Genomic DNA, 22,486 nt, shown 5'->3' on the forward strand with positions numbered 1-22,486 from the left:
AAGGCAGACTGTTATTCTGTTCAGAAGTTCATTTTACTGAAATGTCGATAAAACCAGGTGTTTGGGGATACACATCGACTCCTGATGTTATCCATCCGTTATTTGCAGATCATCCGGGGCGAAATTCATGAACAACATGTGTTCTGACACTCATTCCCTTGAATGTGAAAACGGTGCTTGAGTCACAATGGAAGGGGGGAGATTACTGGCTTTTTTTTTCTCTTTCTTGTTCTACTTTTTGGTTTACCTGGTTGCTCTGCCCTATGTTCTTCGACGGTTAAGTAACGGTGGTCTTGCCATCCTGCATCGGCAGCAAAGTATGCCTCATCTGTCCCTGGGCGTGTAAATGATTCAGAGCCATGTCCCTGTGACGGGGTGTTCACCCTGGTCTTTATTCGATGAATACATCGTTTGATTAAATCCCGGCTACAGAGCTGGTTAACCGGGATTTCAATAACCTCAAATCCTGCTTTTTGCAGCAGTGCAATTTTAAGCAGAGTCGAACCATTCCGGGTTTTGAAATCTCTACGCACGTAATGAAAGGGTCCCTGAATTTCAATCACAATGTTGAGATCTGGCAGTAACAGGTCAACCGGAGGTAATGAGTTCAGACTCTTTTCTTCTTCTATCTTCAAAGAGGGAAAGCATGATTGGAGTTGATCGCGAAAATCAGATTGAAGTTTTGACCTGGTAGTCTGGTAATGAGGGACGACCGGACACGGTCTGCCGAGCCAACTTGCGGCCATGGCAATGATGTGTTGATCTTCTTCATTGTCCGGGCATGCATTCTCCAGGCGAGTAAAGAGATCATCCATGTGCATTTCAAGTACGTTATTTTTATTGGCATTGGCGACCAGAGATAACCTGGCACAGCATACCATTACTCCCCAGATCGACATCAGGATATCTTGCGTGGAGAGTAGAGGGTTTTCATGGGTTCTGTAGACAAGAGATTCGAACATAGAGGTAACCGCGTTCACCTCAATGAGCTCACCCAGTTTCGCTATGGCCCACAGCAGGCAGGCAATATCCATTGGTTTAAAGTTAGCCTTCTGTGCGTTTACGTTGGATAACAGCGCGTTGACAGCTTCTTTGAGCCCTGATGTTTGCTCTTGCCCGTTGTCCACCAGTTTTGCCATGGCCCAAAACAGGTTGGCAATTTCCTGGGCATTAAATTTGTTTTTCTGTGTGTTCATGTGGGGCAACAGCGCGGCCACGGTCCCTTTCAGTTCTGCTGTTAGCACCACCCCCTTGTTCACCAGTTTCACCATGCCCCACAGCAGATTGGCGATTTCCTGTGGCTTAAAGTTAGCTTTCTGTGCGTTCATGAGGGGCAACATGCCAACCACGGCCTTGTGTAGCCCTGGTAACTGCCCTTGCCCGTTGTCCACCAGTTTCGCCATGGCCCAGAACAGGTTGGCGATAGCCTGGGCATTAAATTGGTCTTTATATGTATTCACGTGAGGTAACAGTGCGGTGACAGCTTCTTTGAGACCTGGCGTCGGATCCAGCCCGTTGTCCACCAGCTTCGCCATGGCCCAGAGCATGTTGGCGATACCTTTTGGCTTAAAGTTTGCCTTCTGTGCGTTTACGCCATGCAACAGCGTGGCTATGGCCGCTTTGAGCTGTGCTGTCTGCTCCTGCCCGTTGTCCACCAGTTTCGCCATGGCCCACAGCATGTTGGCAATATCCCGTGGTTTGTAAGCTTTCTGTGGGTTCACGCTGGGCAATAGCGCGGCTACGGCCTTTTTGAGCTCTGGTGTCCGTTTCTGCCCATTGTCCACCAGCTTTGCCATGGCCCACAGCAGGTTGGCGGTTTCCTTTGATTTAAAGTTAGCTTTCTGTACGTTCACGTGGGGCAACAGCGCGGACACGGCTTTGTTGATGTCTGGTGTTTGCTGCTGGTCAAGGTCCACCAGTTTCGCCATGGCCCACAGCAGGTTGGCGATTTCCTGTGAGTTAAAGTCAGCTTTCTGTGCGTTAATGTGAGGTAACAGTGCGGCTAAGGCCTCGTTGAACTCTGGTGTCCGCTCGTGCCCGTGGTCCACCAGTTTTGCCATGGCCCACAGCAGGTTAGTGATTTCCTGTGGTTTACAGTGAGCTTTCTGTGTGATCACGTGGGGCAACAGCGCAACCACGGTTTCTTTGAGCGATGGTGTCAGCTCCAGCCCGTTGTCCACCAATTTCGCCATGGCCCATAGCAGGTTGGCGATACCCTGCGCATTAAATTGGTATTTCAGTGCGTTAACGTGGGGAAACAGCGCGGGCACTGCCTCTTTGAGCTCTGCTGTCCGCTCCTGCCCGTGGTTCATCAGTTTTGCCATGGCCCACAGCAGGTTAACGATATGCTGAGGATTAAATTGGTCTTTCTGTGCGTTCACGTGGGGTAACAGCGCAGCCAGAGCCTCTTTGAGTCCTGATGTCCACTCTTGCCCATTGCTCACCAGTTTTGCCATGGCCCACATCAGGTTGGCGATTCCCTGGGCATCAATATCACTGGCTTCAGGTTTTTGGGTGCACTTGAATATTAATGCATCAAGCAGCGTTGACAATAAGGCCGCTTGAGTAAGCTGAACCAGCTGATCCATGGGTTTATGAAGGGTAAAAACACCCGCTGAGGTAAATGAATGAAGTGTTGTTGTCAGACTTAGCCAATTCCAGCTCCGCGTTGCTGTAAAATTTTGCAGCACATTTATCAGCTGGCTTTGTTCCGCTCGATTTAACGGTCTTTTAGCAGCTGACGTGTATTTTTTAATGGAACTGGCGTATTGGCCGTGATGCCTCCCATCATAGCGATGACCGAGCCGATCAGATTTACTCACCAGGCCATCCATTGTTTCCTGTTTGACGAGGGGCTTAAAATCTTGAGCAGGGTTTACCAAACGGCACTGTAGATGTTGTGAGGAGCGTACGGCAGAAGATCGGTAAAATTTATCACGCCCCGGGTTAGTGCGGGGGGGATTATTCCATTGTCTGACTGTAGCATGTCTGTATCGCCCACGCCCTGAATAAGCGGTATGGTCATCCGGTTGGTTGTAACTATTACCTGATCCTGCGTATTGACCACCGATACCAGCAGAGCTTCTATGCATAATTATATTTCATTATTTCATGAAAATATAAAAAGTAGACTGCTGTTCTGCTCAGAAGTTCATTTTGCTGAAATGTCGATAACAGCAAACGGTTGGGGATACTCATCTACCCCTGATGCCATCAACCCGTTATTGCCAAATCATCCGGGGCGAGATGCATGGGTGACAGGGGTTCAATGCTGGTACTTCTCTGAATGTGAAAACGGTTCTTGAATCATGATGGAAGGGTGGAGCTTACTGGCTTTTTTCTCGTCCTTTTTTCCTTTTTCTCCTTTTTGGTTTACCTGTTTGTTCTTCTGAAGGTTCTTTGGCGGTTAAGTAACTGTGATCTTGCCGTCTTTTATCGGTCGTAACGTAGGCCTCATCACTGTTAAGTGGTACAGAATGACCCTGTGGCGGGATGCCTGCCCTGGTCTTTATCTGGTCAATATAGAATTTTATTGAATCCTGATTCCGAAGCACGTTGGCCGGGATTTCAATGACTTCAAATCCTGATTTTTTCAGCAGTGCGATGTTCAGCAGAGTCGAACCCTTCCTGGTTTTGAAATCAGCACTTGTGTAATGAGATGGTCCCTGAATTTCAATCACCATGTTGTGATCGGGCAGTAGCAGGTCAACCGGAGGCAATAAGTTCAGACACTTTTCTTCTTCAATCCTTAGAGAGGGAATGCATGATTGGAGTTGATCACGGAAATTGGATTGAGGTTTTGAAATGCTTGTCGGGTAATGGGGGATGATCGGACACGTTCTGCCCAGCCAACTTGCGGCCATGGCAATGATGGATTGATCATCTTCATTGTCGGGGGATGTATTTCCCAGGCGCGCAAACAGGTCATCCATGTGTTTTTCAAGCGCATTATTTTTATTGGCAGTGGCGACCAGAGATAACCTGGCACAGCATACCATGACGCCCCAGAGAGCCATCAATATGGCTTGCTGAGAGAGCCGGGGAGTTTCACGGATTCGGAAGACAAGCGATGCGCACGTGGCGGTAAACTCGTTCAGCTCAATGAGTTCACCCAGTTTTGCCATGGCCCACAGCAGGTTAGTGATACCCTGAGGATTAAATTGGTCCTTCAGTGCCTTCACATGGGGCAACAGCGCAGCCACAGCCTCATTGAACTCTGGTGTCTGGTCCTTTTTGCTGTCTACCAGTTTCGCTATGGCCCACAGCAGGTTGGCGATTTCCTGGGGGGTAAAATGAGCTTTTTGTGCGTTCACATGGGGCAACAGGGCGGCCACAACATCATTGAACTCTGGCGTCCGTTCCTGCCCGTTGTCCACCAGTTTTGCCATGGCCCATAGCAGGTTGACGATTTCCTGTGGGTTAAAGTTAGCTTTCTGTGCGTTCATGTGTGGCAACAGCGCGGCCACGGCCCCGTTGAGTTCTGGTGTCTGCTCCAGCCCGTTGTCCACCAGTTTCGCGATGGCCCACAGCAGATTGGCAATATGTTGAGGAATAAATTGTTCTTTCTTTGCGTTCACGCGGGGCAGTAATGCGGTCACGACTCCGTTGAGCCTTGCTGTCAGCTCCAGCCCGTTGTCCACCAGTTTCGCCATGGCCCACAGCAGGTTGGCGATACCCTGTGGTTTAAAGTTCGTTTTCTGTGCGTTCACGTGGGGCAATAGCGCCGCCAAGGCCTCCCTGAGATCTGTTGTCTGCTCCAGCCCGTTATCCACCAGTTTTGCCATGGCCCACAGCAGGTTGGCGATTTCCTGCGAGTTAAGTTTGGCTTTCTGTGCGTTCACCTGGGGCAACAATGTAACCAGAGCCTCTTTGAGCGCTGGTGTTCGCTCCAGCCCGTGTTCAACCAGTTTTGTTATGGCCCACAGCAGGTTGGCGATTCCCTGTGGTTTAAAGTTCGCTTTCTGTATGTTCACATGTGGCAACAGCGCAGCCACGGCCTCATTGAGCCCTGGAGTCCGCTCCCGCCCGTTGACCGCCAGTTTCGCCATGGCCCACAGCAGGTTGGCGATCCCCTGAGCATTAAATTGATCTTTTTGTGCGTTCACATGGGGCAGCAGCGCGGCCATAGCCTCGTTGAGCCCTGGTGTTCGCTCCTGTCCGCTGTCGACCAGTTTCACCATGGCCCACAGCAGGTTGACGATTCCCTGAGCTTTAAACTGGTCCTTCTGTGCGTTCACGTGAGGCAACAGCGCGGCCACGGTCTCTTTGAACTCTGGTGTCTGCTCCAGCCCGTGTTCAACCAGTTTCGCCATGGCCCACGGCAGGATGGCAATGCCCTGAGGAATAAATTGGTCCACCTGTGCTTTCACGTGGGGCAATAGCGCGGCCACGGCCTCTTGGAGCCCTGGTGTGTGCTCCTGCCCGTTGTCTACCAGTTTTGCCATGGCCCACAGCTGGTTGGCGATTCCCCAGGCATCAATGTCCCAAGCTTGAGGTTTTTGATTGCACTTGAATATTATTGCATCAAGTAGCGTGGACAATAAGGCAACCTGAGTGTGCCTGACACGCTCATCCACGGGTTTATGAGGGGTAAAAACACCCGCTGAAGTAAATGCGTAAAGTGTTGTTGTCAGGCTTCGCCAGCTCCAACGCCGTGTGGCGGTATAATTTTGCAAAAAAATCATCAGTTGGCTTTGTTCCGCTCGGGTTAAGGGGCTTTGCGAAGCTAACGTGTATCTCTTAATTGAATTGGCATATTGACTGTGATTTTTCCCATCATAACGATAACCGAAATGATCAGATTTACTCATCAGATCATCCATTATTTCCTGTTTGATGAGGGCATTGAAATCTTGAGCAGGGTTTACTGAACGGCACGGCAGGTTTTGGGACAAGTATGGGGCAGAAGAGTGGTAAAATTCATTACGTCCCGGAGTAGTGCAGGGGATGTTATCCCTCTTTCTGACGGTGGCATGTCTATATTGTCCACGCCCTGAATAAGCGGCACGGTCATCCGGTTGGTGGTAATTATTACCGGATCCTGCGTATTGGCCACCGATACCAGCAGAGCTTCTATGCATAGTTATATTTCATTAATTCATGAAAATATAAAAAACAGACTGCTGTTCTGTTCAGAAGTTCATTTTGCTGAAATATCGATAAAACCACACGGCTGGGGATACTCATTGACTCCTGATGCCACCCATTCGTTATTTCCAAATCATCCGGGGTGAGATGCATGGGCAACAGGTGTTCAACGCTGGCACTGCCTTGAATATGAAAATGGTTCTTGAATCATGATGGGAGGGAGGAGCTTACTGGTTTTTTCTCGTCCTTTTTTTCCTTTTTCTCCTTTTTGGTTTACCTGTTTGCTCTTCTGAAGGTTCTTTGGCGGTTAAGTAACCGTGATCTTGCGGTCTTTGATCGGTAGTAACGTATGCTTCATCTCTGTTAAGTGATACAGAATGAACCTGTGTCGGGATGCCTGTCCTGATTTTTATTTGATCAATATATGATTTCATTAAATCCTGATTCCAAAGTATGTTTGTCGGGATTTCAATGACTTCAAATCCTGATTTTTTCAGCAGTGCGATTTTCAGCAGAGTCGAACCCTTTCTGGTTTTGAAATCAGCACTTGCGTAATGAGATGGTCCCTGAATTTCAATAACCATGTTGTGATCTGGCAGTAGCAGGTCTACCGGAGGCAATGAGTTCAGACATTTTTCTTCTTCAATCTTTAAAGAGGGAATGCATGATTGGAGTTGATCACGGAAATTGGATTGAGGTTTTGAAATGGTTGTCTGGTAATGGGGGATGATCGGACACGGTCTGCCAAGCCAATTTGCGGCCATGGCAGTGATGGAGTGATCATCTTCATTGTCGGGGGATGTATTTCCCAGGCGAGTAAACAGGTCATCCATGTGTTTTTCAAGCAAATGGTTTTTGTTGGCAGTGGCGACCAGAGACAACCTGGCACAGCATACCATGACGCCCCAGAGAGACATCAATATGACTTGCTGAGAGAGCCGGGGGGGGTCACGGATTTGGTAGACAAGCGATTCGCACGTGGCGGTAAACTCGTTCAGCTCAATGAGTTCACCCAGTTTCGCCATGGCCCACAGCAGGTTGGCGATACCCTGAAGATTAAATTGATCCTTCTGCGCGTTCACGTAAGGCAACAGCGCAGCTACGGTCTCGTTGAACTCTGGTGTCTGGCCCTGCTTGCTATCCACCAGTTTTGCCATGGACCAGAGCAGGTTGGTGATTCCCTGAGCATTAAATTGGTCTTTCTGCGCGTTCACGCTGGGCAACAGCAAGGCCACGGCCTCTTTGAGCTGTGGTGCCTGTTCCTGCCCTTTGTCCACCAGTTTCGCCATGGCCCACACCAGGTTGGCGATTTCCTGTGGGTTAAAGTTAGCTTTCTGGGCGTTCATGTGTGGCAACAGCGCGGCCACGGCCTCGTTGAGTTCGGGTGTCTGCTCCTGCCCGTTGTCCACCAGTTTTGCGATGGCCCAGAGCAGGTTGGCGATCAGTTGAGGAGTATATTGTTTTTTCTGTGGGTTAACGTGAATCAGCAGTGCAGCCACGGCCTCTTTGAGCTCTGGTGTCCGGTCCTGTCCGTTGTCCACCAGTTTTGCCATGGCCCACAGCAGGTTGGCGATACCCTGGGCATTAAATTGGCTTTTCTGTGCGTTCACATAAGGCAACAGCGCGGCCACGGTCTTCTCGAGTCCTGGTATTCGTCCCTGTTTGTTGTCCACCAGTTTCGCCATGGCCCACAACAGGTTGGTGATTTCATTTGGTTTAAATTCAGCTTTTTGTGCCATCACTTGAGGCAACAACACGGCCAGAGCCCCGTTGAGCTCTGGTGTCCTGTCCTGCCCGTTGTCCACCAGTTTCGCGATGGCCCACAGCAGGTTGGCGATACCCTGTGGTTTGAAATCAGCTTTCTGTGCCTTCACGTTGGGCAATAGAGCGGCCACGGCCTCTTCGAGTTCTGCTGTCTGCTCCAGCCCGTTGTCCACCAGTTTCGCCATGGCCCACATCATGTTGGTGATATGCTGAGCAAAAAACTGGTCTTTCTGTGCTTTTATCCGGGGCAACAGCGCGGCCACAGCCTCGTTGAGCTCTGGTGTCCGCTCATGCCTGTTGTCCACCAGTTTCGCGATGGCCCACAGCAGGATGGCGATTTGCTGAGCAATAAATTGTTCTTTCTTTGCGTTCACGCTGGGCAGCAACGCGGTCACGACGCCGTTGAGCCTTGCTGTCAGCTCCAGCCCATTGTCCATCAGTTTTGCCACGGCCCACAGCAGGTTGGCGATACCCTGAAGTGTAAAGTTAGTTTTCTGTGCGTTCACTTGGGGCAATAGCGCTGCTACGGCCTCGCTGAGATCTGTTGTCCGCTCCAGCCCGTTGTCCACCAGTTTCGCCATGGCCCACAGCAGGTTGGCGATTTCCTGTGTGTTAAAGTTAGCTTTCTGTACGTTCACCCGGGGCAGTAATGCAACCAGGGCCCCTTTAAGCACTGGTGTTTGCTCTTGTCCGTTGTCCACCAGTTTTGCCATGGCCCACAGCAGGTTGGCGGTACCCTGTGGTTTAAAATCAGCTTTCTGTGCCTTCACGTTGGGCAATAGCGCGGCCACGGCCTCTTTGAGTTCTGCTGTCTGCTCCAGCCCGTTGTCCACCAGTTTTGCCATGGTCCACAGCAGGTTGGCAATGTCCCTTGGTTTAAAGTCAGTTTTAAGTGCTTTTATCCGGGGCAACAACGCGGCCACCGCCTGGTCGAGCTCTGGTGTTCGCTCCTGCCCGTGTTCAACCAGTTTGGTTATGGCCCACAGCAGGTTGGCGATTTCCTGTGGTTTAAGGTGAGCTTTCTGTGCGTTCACTTGGGGCAACAGCGAAGCCACGGCCTCGTTGAGCCCTGGTGTCCGCTCCTGCCCGTTGACCGCCAGTTTCGCCATGGCCCACAGCAGGTTGGAGATCCCCTGAGCATTAAATTGATCTTTTTGTGCGTTCACATGGGGCAACAGCGCGGCCATAGCCTCGTTGAACACTGGTGTTCGCTCCTGCCCGCTGTCTACCAGTTTGGCCATGGCCCACAGCTGATTGGCGATTCCCCGGGCATCAATGTCCCTGGCTTGAGGTTTTTGGTTGCACTTGAATATTATTGCATCAAGCAGCGTTGACAATAAGGCACCCTGCGTGTGCCTGACACGCTCATCCACGGGTTTATGAGGGGTAAAAACACCCGCTGAAGTAAATGAGTAAAGTGTTGTTGTCAGGCTTCGCCAGCTCCAACGCCGTGTGGCGGTATAATCTTGCAAAAAAATCATCAGCTGGCTTTGTTCCGCTCGGGTTAAGGGGCTTTGCGAAGCTAACGTGTATCTCTTAATTGAATTGGCATATTGACTGTGATTTCTCCCATCATAACGATAACCGAAATGATCCGATTTACTCATCAGATCATCCATTACTTCCTGTTTGATGAGGGCATTGAAATCTTGAGCAGGGTTTACTGAACGGCAAGGCAGGTTTTGGGCAAAATATGGGACAGAAGAGTGGTGAAATTCATTACGCTCCGGAGTCGTGCGGGGGATATTATCCCTCTTTCTGACGGTGGCATGTCTATATTGTCCACGCCCTGAATAAGCGGCACGGTCATCCGGTTGATTGTAATCATTACCGGATCCTGCGTATTGACCACCGATACCAGCAGAGCTTCTATGCATAGTTATATTTCATTAATTCATGAAAATATAAAAAACAGACTGCTGTTCTGTTCAGAAGTTCATTTTGCTGAAATATCGATAAAACCACACGGTTGGGGATACTCATTGACTCCTGATGCCACCCATTCATTATTTCCAAATCACCCGGGGCGAGCTGCATGGGCAACAGGTGCTCAACGCTGGCACTTCCTTGAAGGTGAAAACGGTTCTTGAATCATGATGGAAGGGAGGAGCTTACTGGTTTTTTCTCGTCCTTTTTTTCCTTTTTCTCCTTTTTGGTTTACCTGTTTGTTCTTCTGAAGGTTCTTTGACGGTTAAGTAACTGTCCTCTTCCCGTCTTTTATCGGTAGTAACGTATGCCGCATCTCTGCTAAGTGATACAGAATGAACCTGTGTCGGGATGCCTGCCCTGGTCTTTATTTGATCAATATATGATTTCATTAAATCCTGATTCCAAAGTATGTTAGCCGGGATTTCAATGACTTCAAATCCTGATTTTTTCAGCAGTGCAAGTTTCAGCAGAGTCGAACCATTCCTGGTTTTGAAATCAGCACTTGCGTAATGAGATGGTCCCTGAATTTCAATAACAATGTTGTGATCTGGCAGTAGCAGGTCAACCGGAGGCAATGAGTTCAGACTCTTTTCTTCTTCAATCTTTAAAGAGGGAATGCATGATTGGAGTTGATCAAGGAAATTGGATTGAGGTATTGAAATGGTTGTCTGGTAATGGGGGATGATCGGACACGTTCTGCCAAGCCAGCTTGCGGCCAGGGCAATGATGGATTGATCATCTTCATTGTCGGGAGGTGTATTTCCCAGGCGAGTAAACAGGTCATCTATGTGTTTTTCAAGCACATGGTTTTTATTGGCAGTGGCGACCAGAGACAACCTGGCACAGCATACCATGACGCCCCAGAGAGACATCAATATGGCTTGCTGAGAGAGCCGGGGGGGTTCACGGATTTGGTAGACAAGCGATTCGCATGTGGCGGTAAACTCGTTCAGTTCAATGAGTTCACCCAGTTTTGCCATGGCCCACAGCAGGTTGGCGATACCCTGAGGATTAAATTGGTCCTTCAGTACGTTCACGTGAGGCAACAGCGCAGCCACGGGCTCGTTGAACTCTGGTGTCTGGTCCTGTTTGCTGTCCACCAGTTTGGCCATGGCCCAGAGCAGGTTGGTGATACCCTGAGCATTAAATTGGCCTTTCTGCGCGGTCACATAAGGCAACAGCACGGCCACAGCCTCGTTAAACTCTGGTGTTCGCTCCAGCCCGTTGTCCACCAGTTTCGCCATGGCCCACAGCAGGTTGGCGATATGCTGGGGAATAAACTGGTCTTTCTGTGCGTTTACCAGGGGCAACAGCACGGCCACAGCCTCGTTAAACTCTGGTGTTCGCTCCAGCCCGTTGTCCACCAGTTTGGCCATGGCCCACAGCAGGTTGGCGATATGCTGAGGAATAAATTGTTTTTTCTGTGGGTTCACGAGAATCAACAGAGCAGCCACGGCCTCGTTGAGCTGAGGTGTCCGGTCCTGTCCATTGTCCACCAGTTTTGCCAGGGCCCACAGCAGATTGGCGATATCCCGCGCATTAAATTGGCTTTTCTGTGCGTTCACATGAGGCAACAGCGCGGCCACGGTCTTTTCGAGTCCTGTTGCTCTCTCCAGTTTATTGTCCACCAGTTTCGCCATGGCCCCCAGCAGGTTGGTGATTTCCTTTAGTTTAAATTCAGATTCCTGTGCCATCACGAGGGGCAACAACGCGGCCAGAGCCCCGTTGAACTCTGGTGTCCTGTCCTGCCCATTGTCCACCAGTTTTGCCATGGCCCACAGCAGGTTGGCGGTACCCTGTGGTTTAAAATCAGCTTTCTGTGCCTTCACGTTGGGCAATAGCGCGGCCACGGCCTCTTTGAGTTCTGCTGTCTGCTCCAGCCCGTTGTCCACCAGTTTTGCCATGGCCCACATCAGGTTGGTGATATGCTGAGCAATAAACTGGTCTTTTTGTCCGTTCATCCGGGGCAACAGCGCGGCCACAGCCTCGTTGAGCTCTGGTGTCCATTCCTGCCTGTTGTCCACCAGTTTCGCGATCGCCCACAGCAGGTTGGCGATTTGTTGAGGAGTAAATTGTTCTTTCTGTGCGTTCACGCCAAGCAGCAACGCGGCCACGGCCTCTTTGAGTTCTGCTGTCTGATCCAGCCCGTGGTCCACCAGTTTTGCCATGGCCCATAGCAGGTTGGCGATACCCTGTGGTTTAAAGTTGGCTTTCTGAGCGTTCACGTGGGGCAATAGCTCGGCTACGGCCTCGCTGAGATCTGTTGTCTGTTCCAGTCCGTTATCCACCAGTTTCGCCATGGCCCATAGCAGGTTGGCGATTTCCTGCGGGTTAAGTTTGGCTTTCTGTTCGTTCACCTGGGGCAACAATGTAACCAGAGCCTCTTTGAACTCTGGTGTTTGTTCCTGCCCGTTGTCCAACAGTTTTGCCATGGCCCAGAGCAGGTTGGCGATATCCTGAGCATTAAATTTGCCTTTCCGCGCGTTCACATGGGGCAACAGCACGGCCACGGTTTCTTCGAGCTGTGGTGTTGGCTCCTGCCTGTTGTCCATCAGTTTCGCCATGGTCCACAGCAGGTTGGCAATTTCCCCCGGTTTAAAGTCAGTTTTCTGTGCGTTTACCTGGGGCAACAACGCGGCCACGGCCTTATTGAGCTCTGGTGTACGCTCCTGACCGTGTTCAACCAGTTTTGTTATGGCCCACAGCAGGTTGGTGATCCCCTGTGGTTTAAAGTTAGTTTTCTGTATGTTCACTTGTGGCAACAGCGCAGCCACGGCCTCATTGAGCCCCGGAGTCCGCTCCTGCCTGTTGACCGCCAGTTTCGCCATGGCCCACAGCAGGTTGGCGATCCCCTGAGTAGTAAATTGATCTTTTTGTGCGATCACATGGGGCAACAGCGCGGCAATAGCCTCGTTGAACCCCGGTGTTCGCTCCTGTCCACTGTCTACCAGTTTGGCCATGGTCCACAGCTGGTTGGCGATTCCCCGAGCATCAATGTCCCAGGCTTGAGGTTTTTGGTTGCACTTGAATACTATTGCATCAAGCAGCGTTGACAATAACGCACCCTGCGTGTGCCTGACACGAACATCCACGGGTTTATGAGGGGTAAAAACACCCGCTGAAGTAAATGAATGAAGTGTTGTTGTCAGGCTTCGCCAACTCCAGCGCCGTGTGGCGGTATAATCTTGCAAAAAAATCATCAGCTGGCTTTGTTCCGCTCGGGTCAGGGGGCTTTGCGAAGCTAACGTATATCTCTTAATTGAATTGGCATATTGACTGTGATTTTTCCCATCATAACGATAACCGAAATGATCCGATTTACTCATCAGATCATCCATTACTTCCTGTTTGATGAGGGCATTGAAATCTTGAGCAGGGTTTACTGAACGGCGCGGCAGGTTTTGGGAAAAGTATGGGGCAGAAGAGTGGTGAAATTCATTACGCTCCGGAGTCGTGCGGGGGATGTTATCCCTCTTTCTGACGGTGGCATGTCTATATTGTCCACGCCCTGAATAAGCGGCACGGTCATCCGGTTGGTGGTAATTATTACCGGATCCTGCGTATTGACCACCGATACCAGCAGAGCTTCTATGCATAGTTATATTTCATTAATTCATGAAAATATAAAAAACAGACTGCTGTTCTGTTCAGAAGTTCATTTTGCTGAAATATATGATTTCATTTGGTTAACTACTTATTGCCAAATCATGATGCAGAATGACCCTGTGGCCCGATGTCTGCCCTGGCCTTTATCCAGTCAATATATAATTTCATTGAATCCTGATTCCGAAGCATGTTGGCCGGGATTTCAATGACTTCATATCCTGATTTTTTCAGCAGTGCGATTTTCAGCAGAGTCGAACCATTCCTGGTTGTGAAATCAGCACTTGCGTAATGAGATGGTCCCTGAATTTCAATCACCATGTTGTGATCTGGCAATAGCAGGTCAACCGGAGGCAACAAGTTCAGACACTTTTCTTCTTCAATCTTTAAAGAGGGAATGCATGATTGGAGTTGATCACGGAAATTGGCTTGAGGTATTGAAATGGTTGTCTGGTAATGGGGGATGACCGGACAGGTTCTGCCAAGCCAACTTGCGGCCATGGCCATGATGGATTGATCCTCTTCATTGTCGGGGGAGGTATTGCCCAGGCGAGTAAACAGGTCATCCATGAGTTTTTCAAGCACATCATTTTTAGTGGCAGTGGCGAGAGACAACCTGGCGCAGCATACCATGACGCCCCAGAGAGACATCAATAGGGTTTGCTGAGAGAGCCGGGGAGTTTCACGGATTTGGTAGACAAGCGATTGGCACGTGGTGGTAAACTCGTTCAGCTCAATGAGTTCACCCAGTTTTGCCATGGCCCACAGCAGGTTGGCGATACCCTGAGGATTAAACTGGTCCTTCAGTGCGTTCACGTGGGGCAACAGCGCAGCCACGACCTCGTTGAACTCTGGTGTCTGGTCCTGTTTATTGTCCACCAGTTTTGCCATGGCCCAGAGCAGGTTGGTAATACCCTGGGCATTAAATTGGCCTTTCTGCGCCTTCACATGAGGCAACAGCACGGCCACAGCCTGGTTAAACTCCGGTGTTTGCTCCAGCCCGTTGTCCACCAGTTTCGCCATGGCCCACAGCAGGTTGGTGATATGCTGGGGAATTAATTGGTCTTTCAGTACGTTTACCATGGGCAACAGCAAGGCCACAGCCTCGTAGAGCCGTGATGTTTGCTCCAGCCCGTTGTCCACCAGTTTCGCTATGGCCCACAGCAGGCTGGCGATATGCTTGGGAATAAATTGTTGTTCCTGTGGGTTCACGTGAATCAACAGTGTAGCCACGGCCTGGTTGAGCCCTGGTGTCCGGTCCTGTCCGTTATCCACCAGTTTTGCCATGGCCCACAGCAGGTTGGCGATATCCTGTGCATTAAATTGGCTTTTCTGAGTGTTCACATAAGGCAACAGCGCGGCCACGGTCTTTTCGAGTCCTGGTGTTCGCTCCTGATTGTTGTCCAACAGTTTCGCCATAGCCCACAGCAGGTTGGCGATTTCCTTTGGTTTAAATTCAGCTTTCTGTGTCATCACGTGAGGCAACAGCGCGGCCAGAGTCCCGTTGAGCTCTGGCGTCCTTTCCTGCCCGTGGTCCACCAGTTTTGCCGTGGCCCACAGCAGGTTGGCGAGACCCCCTGGTTCAAAATCAGCTTTCTGTGCCTTCACCTTGGGCAATAGCGCGGCCACCCTCTCTTTGAGTTCTGCTGTCTGCTCCAGCCCGTTGTCCACCAGTTTTGCCATGGCCCACATCAGGTTGGTGATTTGCAGGGCCATAAACTGGTCTTTTTGTCCGTTCACATGGGGCAACAGCGTGGCCACAGCCTCGTTGAGTTCTGGTGTCCATTCCTGCCTGTTGTCCACCAGTTTCGCGATGGCCCACAGCAGGTTGGCGATTTGCTGAGGAATAAATGGTTCTTTCTGTGCGTTCACGCGAAGCAGCAACGCGGCCACGGCCTCTTTGAGTTCTGCTGTCTGATCCAGCCCGTTGTCCACCAGTTTTGCCATGGCCCACAGCAGGTTGGCGATACCCTGAGAATTAAATTGGTCCTTCTGTGCGTTCACGTGGGGCAATAGCACGGCTATGGTCTCGCTGAGATCGGTGGTCTGCTCCAGCCCGGTGTCCACCAGTTTTGCCATGGCCCACAGCAGGTTGACGATACCCTGTGGTTTAAAGTTGGCTTTCTGTGCGTTCACGAGGGGCAATAGCGCCGCTACGGCCTCGCTGAGATCTGTTGTCTGCTCCAGCCCGTGGTCCAGCAGTTTCGCCATGGCCCAGACAAGGTTGGTGATATCCTGCGCATTAAATAGGCCTTTCTGTGCGTTCACACAGGGCAACAGTGCGGCCACAGCTGCTTTAAGCTCTGGTGTCTGCTCCAGCCCGTTGTCCAACAGCTTCGCCATGGCCCACAGCAGGTTGGCAATTTCCCGTGGTTTAAAGTCAGTTTTCTGTGCGTTTACCTGGGGCAACAACGCAGCCAGGGCTTTGTTGAGTTCTGGTGTTTGCTCCTGTCCGTGTTCAACCAGTTTGGTTATGGCCCACAGCAGGCTGGCGATTCCCCATGGTTTAAAGTTCGCTTTCTGTAGGTTCACATGTGGCAACAGCGCAGCCACGGCTTCATTGATCCCCGGAGTCCGCTTCTGCCCGTTGACCACCAGTTTCGCCATGGCCCACAGCAGGTTGCTGATCCCCTGAGCATTAAATTGATCTTTTTGTGCGTTCACATGGGGCAACAGCGCGGCCATAGCCTTGATGAGGCCTGGTGTTCGCTCCTGCCCGCTGTCGACCAGTTTGGCCATGGCCCACAGCAGATTGGTGATTCCCTGGGCATCAATATCCCACGCTGCAGCTTTTCGGTTGCACTTGAATACTATTGCATCAAACAGCATTGACAATAAGGTGCCCTGAGTGTGCCTGACACGAACATCCACGGGTTTATGAGGGGTAAAAACACCCGCTGAAGTAAATGAATGAAGTGTTGTTGTCAGGCTTCGCCAACTCCAACGCCGTGTGGCGGTATAATCTTGCAAAAAAATCATCAGCTGGCTTTGTTCCGCTCGGGTTAACGGGCTTTGCGAAGCTAATGTGTATCTCTTAATTGAATTGGCATATTGACTGTGATTTTTCCCATCATAACGATAACCGAAACGATCCGATTTACTCATCAAATCATCCATTACTTCCTGTTTGATGAGGGCATTGAAATCTTGAGCAGGGTTTATTGAACGGCACGGCAGGTTTTGGGCAAAGTATGGGGCAGAAGCGTGGTAAAATTCATTACGCTCCGGAGTAGTGCGGGGGATATTATCTCTCTTTCTGACGGTGGCATGTCTATACTGTCCACGCTCTGAACAAGCGGCATGGTTGTCCGGTTGGTTGTAATTATTATCTGATCTTGCGTATCTACCACTTATGCCAGCAGAGGTTCTATGCATAATTATATTTCATTAATTCATGAGAATATAAAAAGCAGACTGCTGCTCTGTTCAGAAGTTCATTTTGCTGAAATGTCTATCAAACCACGTGGTTGGGGATACTCATCTACTCCTTGCCACCCTTTCGTTATTGCCAAATCATGATACAGAATGACCCTGTGGCCCGATGCCTGCCCTGGTCTTTAGCCGGTCAATATATAATTTCATTGAATCCTGATTCCGAAGCATGTTGGCCGGGATTTCAATGACTTCAAATCCTGATTTTTTCAGCAGAGCGATTTTCAGCAGAGTCGAACCATTCCTGGTTTGGAAATCAGCACTTGCGTAATGAGATGGTCCCTGAATTTCAATCACCATGTTGTGATCTGGCAGTAGCAGGTCAACCGGAGGCAACAAGTTCAGACACTTTTCTTCTTCAATCTTTAAAGAGGGCATGCATGATTGGAGTTGATGACGGAAATTGGATTGAGGTATTGAAATGGTTGTCTGGTAATGGGGGATGACCGGACACGTCCTGCCAAGCCAGCTTGCGGCCATGGCCATGATGGATTGATCCTCTTCATTGTCGGGGGAGGTATTGCCCAGGCGAGTAAACAGGTCATCCATGAGTTTTTCAAGTACATCATTTTTATTGGCAGTGGCGAGAGACAACCTGGCGCAGCATACCATGACGCCCCAGAGAGACATCAATAGGGTTTGCTGAGAGAGCCGGGGAGTTTCACGGATTTGGTAGACAAGCAATTCGCACGTGGTGGTAAACTCGTTCAGCTCAATGAGTTCACCCAGTTTTGCGATGGCCCACAGCAGGTTGGCGATACCCTGAGGATTAAACTGGTCCTTCAGTGCGTTCACGTGGGGCAACAGCGCAGCCACGGCCTCGTTGAACTCTGGTGTCTGGTCCTGTCTGGTGTCCACCAGTTTTGCCATGGCCCAGAGCAGGTTGGTAATACCCTGAGCATTAAATTGGCCTTTCTGCGCCTTCACATGAGGCAACAGCACGACCACAGCCTGGTTAAACTCCGGTGTTCGCTCCAGCCCGTTGTCCACCAGTTTCGCCATGGCCCACAGCAGGTTGGCGATACCCTGAGGATTAAATTGGTCCTTCAGTGCGTTCACGTGGGGCAACAGCGTAGCCACGGCCTCGTTGAACTCTGGTGTCTGGTCCTGTCTGGTGTCCACCAGTTTCGCCATGGCCCACAGCAGGTTGGCGATATGCTGAGGTATAAATTGGTCTTTAAGTGCGTTTACCATGGGCAACAGCACGGCCACAGCCTCGTAGAGCCCTGATGTTTGCTCCAGCCCTTTGTCCACCAGTTTCGCCATGGCCCACAGCAGGTTGGCGATATGCTGAGGAATAAATTGGTCTTTCTGTGCCCTCGCGCGGGGCAACAGCGCGTTCACGGCTTCGTTGAGTTCTGGTGTCCGCTCCAGCCCGTTGTCCGCCAGTTTCGCCATGGCCCACAGCAGGCTGGCTATATCCTGTGCATTACATTGGTTTTTCCGGGCGTTCACATAAGGCAACAGCGCAGTCACTGCCTCGTTGAAACCTGGTGTCGATTTCTGCCCGTTGTCCACCAGTTTCGCTATGGCCCAGAGCAGGTTGGCGATTTCCTGTGGTTTAAATTGTGCTTTCTGTGTGCTTGCGTAAGGCAATAGCGCGGCCATGGCCTCGTTGAACTCTGGCGTCTGTTCCTGGCCGTTGTCCACCAGTTTTGCCATGGACCACAGCAACTGAGCGATTTCCTGAGGTTTAAATTGAGCTTTCTGTGCGTTCACTTGGGGCAGCAGCCCGACCACGGCCTCATTGAACTCTGTTGTCCGCTCCTGCCCGGTGTCCAGCAGTTTAGCCGTGGCCCACAGCAGGTTGGCGATACCCTGAGGTGTAAAGTGAGTTTTCTGTGCGTTCACCAGGATCAACAGTGCGGCCACGGCTTCTTTGAGTTCTGGTGTCCGCTCCTGTCCGTTGTCCGCCAGTTTCGCCATGGCCCACAGCAGGTTGGCGATTTCCTGAGGTTTAAAGTTGTTTTTCTGGGCGTTCATCTGGGGCAACAACACGGCCACGGCCTCTTTGAACCCAGGTATCCAGTTCTGCCCGCTGTCCACCAGTTTCGCCATGGCCCACAGCAGGTTGGCGATACCCTGTGGTCTAAAGTTGGCTTTCTGTGCGTTCACCAGGAGCAACAGTGCGACCACGGCCTCTTTCAGTTCTGGTGTCTGCTCCTGCCCGTTGTTCACCAGTTTCGCCATGGCCCACAGCAGGTTGGCGATTTCCTGTGGTTTAAAATCAGCTTTCTGTCCATTCACGTGGGGCAACAGCGCAGCCACGGCCTCTTTGAGCCCTGGTGTCCGCTCGTGCCCGTTGTCCACCTGCTTTGCCATGGCCCACAGCAGGTTGACGATGCCCCTGGCATCGATATCCCAGGCTTGAGGTTTTTGGTTGCACTTGAACGTTATTGCATCAAATAGCGCCGACAATAAAGCAGCTTGAGTGAGCTTAACACGCTGATCCACGGGCTTATGAGGGATAAAAACACCCGCTGAAGTAAATGAATGAAATGTTGTCGTCAGGCTTCGCCAATTCCAGCTCCGTGTTGCAGTAAAATTTTGCAGCAAACGCATCAGCTGACTTTGTTCTATTCGATTTAACGGTCTATTAGCCGCTAACGTGTATTTTTTAATTGAGCTGGCATAATGACCGTGATATCTCCCATCATATTCAGGACCGAAACGATTCGATTTATTCACCAGAGTATTGATTGTTTCTTTTTTTATGAGGGAATTAAAATCCTGAGCAAGGTTTACTGAACGGCGCAGTAGATTTTGAGGAGGGCGTGTGCCAGGAGAGTGGTAAAATGCATTACGTCCCTGGCGTGGGGGATGATCCCACTGTCGGACTGTACACTCGCTATATCGTCCACGCCTGGCAGAAGCGGCATGGTTATCCGGATGGTTGTCATCACTACCTGATTTTGCGTATTGACCACTGATATCAGCAGAGGTTCTATGCATAATTATATTTCATTAATTCATGACAATATAAAAAGCAGACTGCGGTTCTGTTCAGAAGTTCATTTTGCTGAAATGTTTATGAGTTTTTTTCTTTTCTTTTTTCTATTTTTTGGTTTGTCTGTTTGCTTTTCTAAATGTTCCCCGGCGGCTAAGCAACGTTGATCTGAGGATTGACACTCTTTGACGGCGCTAACGTTTGTCTTATCTACGCACCCGATTGTAACTGATGCACTGCCATGGCCCTGTGGTGGAATGGCCACCCTGGTCTTTATTTGATCAATAATTACATCCGGTTTCCAAAGCTGGTTAACCGGGATTTCAATGACCTCAAATCCTGCTTTTTGCAACAGTGCGATTTTCAGCAGAGTCGACCCATTCCTGGTTTTGAAATCACCATTCACGTAATGAAACTTTCCCTGTATTTCAATCACCATGTTGTGATCTGGCAGTATCAGGTCAACCGGCGGTAATGAGTTCAGGCTCTTTTCTTCTTCAATCTGCAAAGATGGAATGCAGGATTGGAGCTGATTGCGAAAGTCGGATTGATGTTTTGATATGAGAATCTCGTAATGGGGGACGACCGGAGACGCTCTCCCAAGCCAACTTGCGGCCATGGCAATGATGGTTTGTTCCTCTTCATTATCCGGGGATGATTTTTCCAGACGGGTAAACAGGTCAACTATGTGCTTTTCAAGCACGTTATTTTTATTGGCATTGGAGACCATGAACAGCCTGGCACAGCATACCATGACTCCCCAGAGAGATATCAATATCCCTTGCTGAGAGAGCTGCGGGTTTTCACTGATTTTGTAGACCAGCGATTCGAACGTAGAGGTAACTGCGTTCAGCTCAATGAGCTCACCCAGTTTCGCCATGGCCCACAGCAGGTTGGTGATTTCCTGTGGTTTAAAATTAGCTTTCTGTGCGTTCACGTGGGGCAACAGCATGGTCACGACCCGGTTGAGCTCTGGCACCTGTTCTTGCCCGTTGTCACCCAGTTTCGCCATGGCCCACAGCAGGTTAGCGATTTCCTGTGGAATAAACTGGTGTTTCTGAGCAGTCACGTGGGGTAACAGCGCGGCAACGGCTTCGTTGAGTTCTGGTGTCTGCTCCTGCTCGTTGTCCACCAGTTTCGCCATGGTCCACAGCAGGTTGACGGTATTCTGGGAATTAAATTGGTATTTCTGTCTGTTCACGAAGGGCAACAGCGCGGCCACGGCCTGTTTGAGTCCTGGTGTCTGCTCCAGCCCGTGGTCCACCAGTTTCGCCATGGCCCACAGCAGGTTGGCGATACCTTGTGGATTAAAGTTAGCTTGCTGTGCGTTCACCTGGGGCAACAGGGCGTCCACGGCTTCTTTGAGATTTGGTGTCTGCTCGTGACCGTTGTCCAGCAGTTTCGCCATGGCCCAGAGCTGGTTGGCGATGCCCTGTGGTTTAAAGTTTGTTTTCTGTGCGTTCACCTGGGACAACAGAGCGTCCACGGCTTCTTTGAGATTTGGTGTCTGCTCGTGACCGTTGTCCAGCAGTTTCGCCATGGCCCAGAGCTGGTTGGCGATGCCCTGTGGTTTAAAGTTGGCTTTCTGTGCGTTCACGTGGGGCAATAGCGCGGTCACGGCCTCGTTGAGCCCTGGTGTCCACTCCTGTCCGTTGTCCACCAGTTTTGCCATGGCCCACAGCAGGTTGGCGATACCCTGTGGTTTAAAGTGAGCCTGCTGTGCGTTCACGAGGGGCAACAGCGCGGCCACGGCCTCGTTGAGCGCTGGTGTCCGCTCCTTCCCGTTGTCCATCAGTTTCGCCATGGCCCACAGCAGGTTGGTGATACCCTGGGCATTAAATTGGTCTTTCTGTGCGTTCACGCGGGGCAACAGCGCGGCTATGGCCTCGTTGAGCGCGGGTGTCTGCTCCCGCCAGTTGTCCATCAGTTTCGCCATGACCCACAGCAGGTTGGTGATATTCTGAGGAATAAATTGGTCTTTATATGCGCTCACCTGGGGTAACAGCGCGGCCACGGCCTCTTTGAGTCCTGGTGTCCGCTCCAGCCCGTTGTCCACCAGTTTCGCCATGGCCCACAGCAGGTTGGCAATTGCCCGGGCTTCAATATCCATGGCTTGAGGTTTTTGGTTGCAATTGAATATGATTGCATCAAGTAACGTTGATAATAAGGCAGCTTGAGTAAGCTTAACACTCTGATCTATGGGGGTATGAGGGGTAAAAACGCCCGCTGAAGTCAGTGAATGAAGTGTTGACGTCAGGCTTCGCCAATTCCAACTCGGTGTTGCGGTGAAATTTTGCAGCAAATGTATCAGCTGGCTTTGTTCAGTCCTGTTTAACGGTCTTTCAGCAGCTAACGTGTAGTTTTTAATTGAAATGGCATATTGCCCGTGATTTCTTCCATCATAACGATGGCCGAAATGATAGGATTTATTCACCAGATCATCCATTATTTCTGGTTTAATAAGCGCATTAAAATCTTGTGCAGGGTTTACTGAACGGTACTGTAGATGTTGACCAGGGCATACGTCAGAAGAACGGTAAAAGTCATTACGCCCCGGGTTTGTGCGGGGAGGATTATGCCACTGTCTGACTGAACAATGTCCATATCGACCACGCTTTGAACAATCGGCATGATCATTCGGCTGGTTATAATCATTAGCCGATCTTGCGTATTTATCACTGATGCCAGCAGAGCTTCTGTCCATAATTATATTTCATTAATTCA

At 50.5% G+C, this 22,486-nt stretch carries 9 protein-coding genes; 2 read left to right on the top strand and 7 right to left on the bottom strand.

Features of this window, described 5'->3' with window-relative positions; genetic code table 11:
* Nucleotides 1-182: 182 nt before the first annotated feature.
* Complete coding sequence (locus O3276_RS02555; RefSeq protein WP_269674224.1) at nt 183-3,092, bottom strand: RAP domain-containing protein; 2,910 nt, start codon at nt 3,090-3,092, stop codon at nt 183-185.
* Here O3276_RS02555 and O3276_RS02560 point away from each other — a divergent pair.
* Nucleotides 3,087-3,305 carry a hypothetical protein gene (locus O3276_RS02560; RefSeq protein WP_269674225.1) on the top strand — a complete coding sequence of 73 codons (219 nt, stop codon included), beginning with the start codon at nt 3,087-3,089 and terminating at the stop codon, nt 3,303-3,305. The genes O3276_RS02555 and O3276_RS02560 overlap by 6 nt on opposite strands.
* A gap of 21 nt (nt 3,306-3,326) precedes the next feature.
* Here the strand turns inward: O3276_RS02560 and O3276_RS02565 are convergent, their stop codons facing one another.
* Both O3276_RS02565 and O3276_RS02570 read right to left on the bottom strand, forming a co-directional pair.
* A complete protein-coding gene (locus O3276_RS02565) occupies nt 3,327-6,080 on the bottom strand; it encodes a DUF1601 domain-containing protein (RefSeq protein WP_269674226.1) in 2,754 nt (917 codons plus the stop codon).
* Between the two features lie 234 nt (nt 6,081-6,314).
* On the bottom strand, nt 6,315-9,728 hold the full coding sequence (locus tag O3276_RS02570; protein WP_269674227.1) for an RAP domain-containing protein: 3,414 nt from the start codon (nt 9,726-9,728) through the stop codon (nt 6,315-6,317).
* Between O3276_RS02570 and O3276_RS02575 the strand changes: the two genes are divergently transcribed.
* On the top strand, nt 9,723-9,941 hold the full coding sequence (locus O3276_RS02575; RefSeq protein ID WP_269674228.1) for a hypothetical protein: 219 nt from the start codon (nt 9,723-9,725) through the stop codon (nt 9,939-9,941). The genes O3276_RS02570 and O3276_RS02575 overlap by 6 nt on opposite strands.
* Before the next feature lie 21 nt (nt 9,942-9,962).
* On the opposite strand, the gene O3276_RS02580 is transcribed toward O3276_RS02575, so the two are convergent.
* From O3276_RS02580 to O3276_RS02595, 4 genes are all read right to left on the bottom strand, one after another.
* A complete protein-coding gene (locus tag O3276_RS02580; RefSeq protein WP_269674229.1) occupies nt 9,963-13,376 on the bottom strand; it encodes a DUF1601 domain-containing protein in 3,414 nt (1,137 codons plus the stop codon).
* A 109-nt stretch (nt 13,377-13,485) separates the two neighbouring features.
* The gene (locus tag O3276_RS02585; protein WP_269674230.1) at nt 13,486-16,758 is read right to left on the bottom strand and encodes an RAP domain-containing protein; all 3,273 of its coding nucleotides are present in this window, start codon (nt 16,756-16,758) and stop codon (nt 13,486-13,488) included.
* A gap of 138 nt (nt 16,759-16,896) precedes the next feature.
* On the bottom strand, nt 16,897-19,767 hold the full coding sequence (locus O3276_RS02590) for an RAP domain-containing protein (RefSeq protein WP_269674231.1): 2,871 nt from the start codon (nt 19,765-19,767) through the stop codon (nt 16,897-16,899).
* A 59-nt stretch (nt 19,768-19,826) separates the two neighbouring features.
* Complete coding sequence (locus tag O3276_RS02595; protein WP_269674232.1) at nt 19,827-22,466, bottom strand: DUF1601 domain-containing protein; 2,640 nt, start codon at nt 22,464-22,466, stop codon at nt 19,827-19,829.
* Nucleotides 22,467-22,486: the final 20 nt, after the last annotated feature.

The sequence above is a fragment of the Endozoicomonas sp. GU-1 genome (assembly GCF_027366395.1).
In the GTDB taxonomy this organism is placed as follows: Bacteria; Pseudomonadota; Gammaproteobacteria; order Pseudomonadales; family Endozoicomonadaceae; genus Endozoicomonas.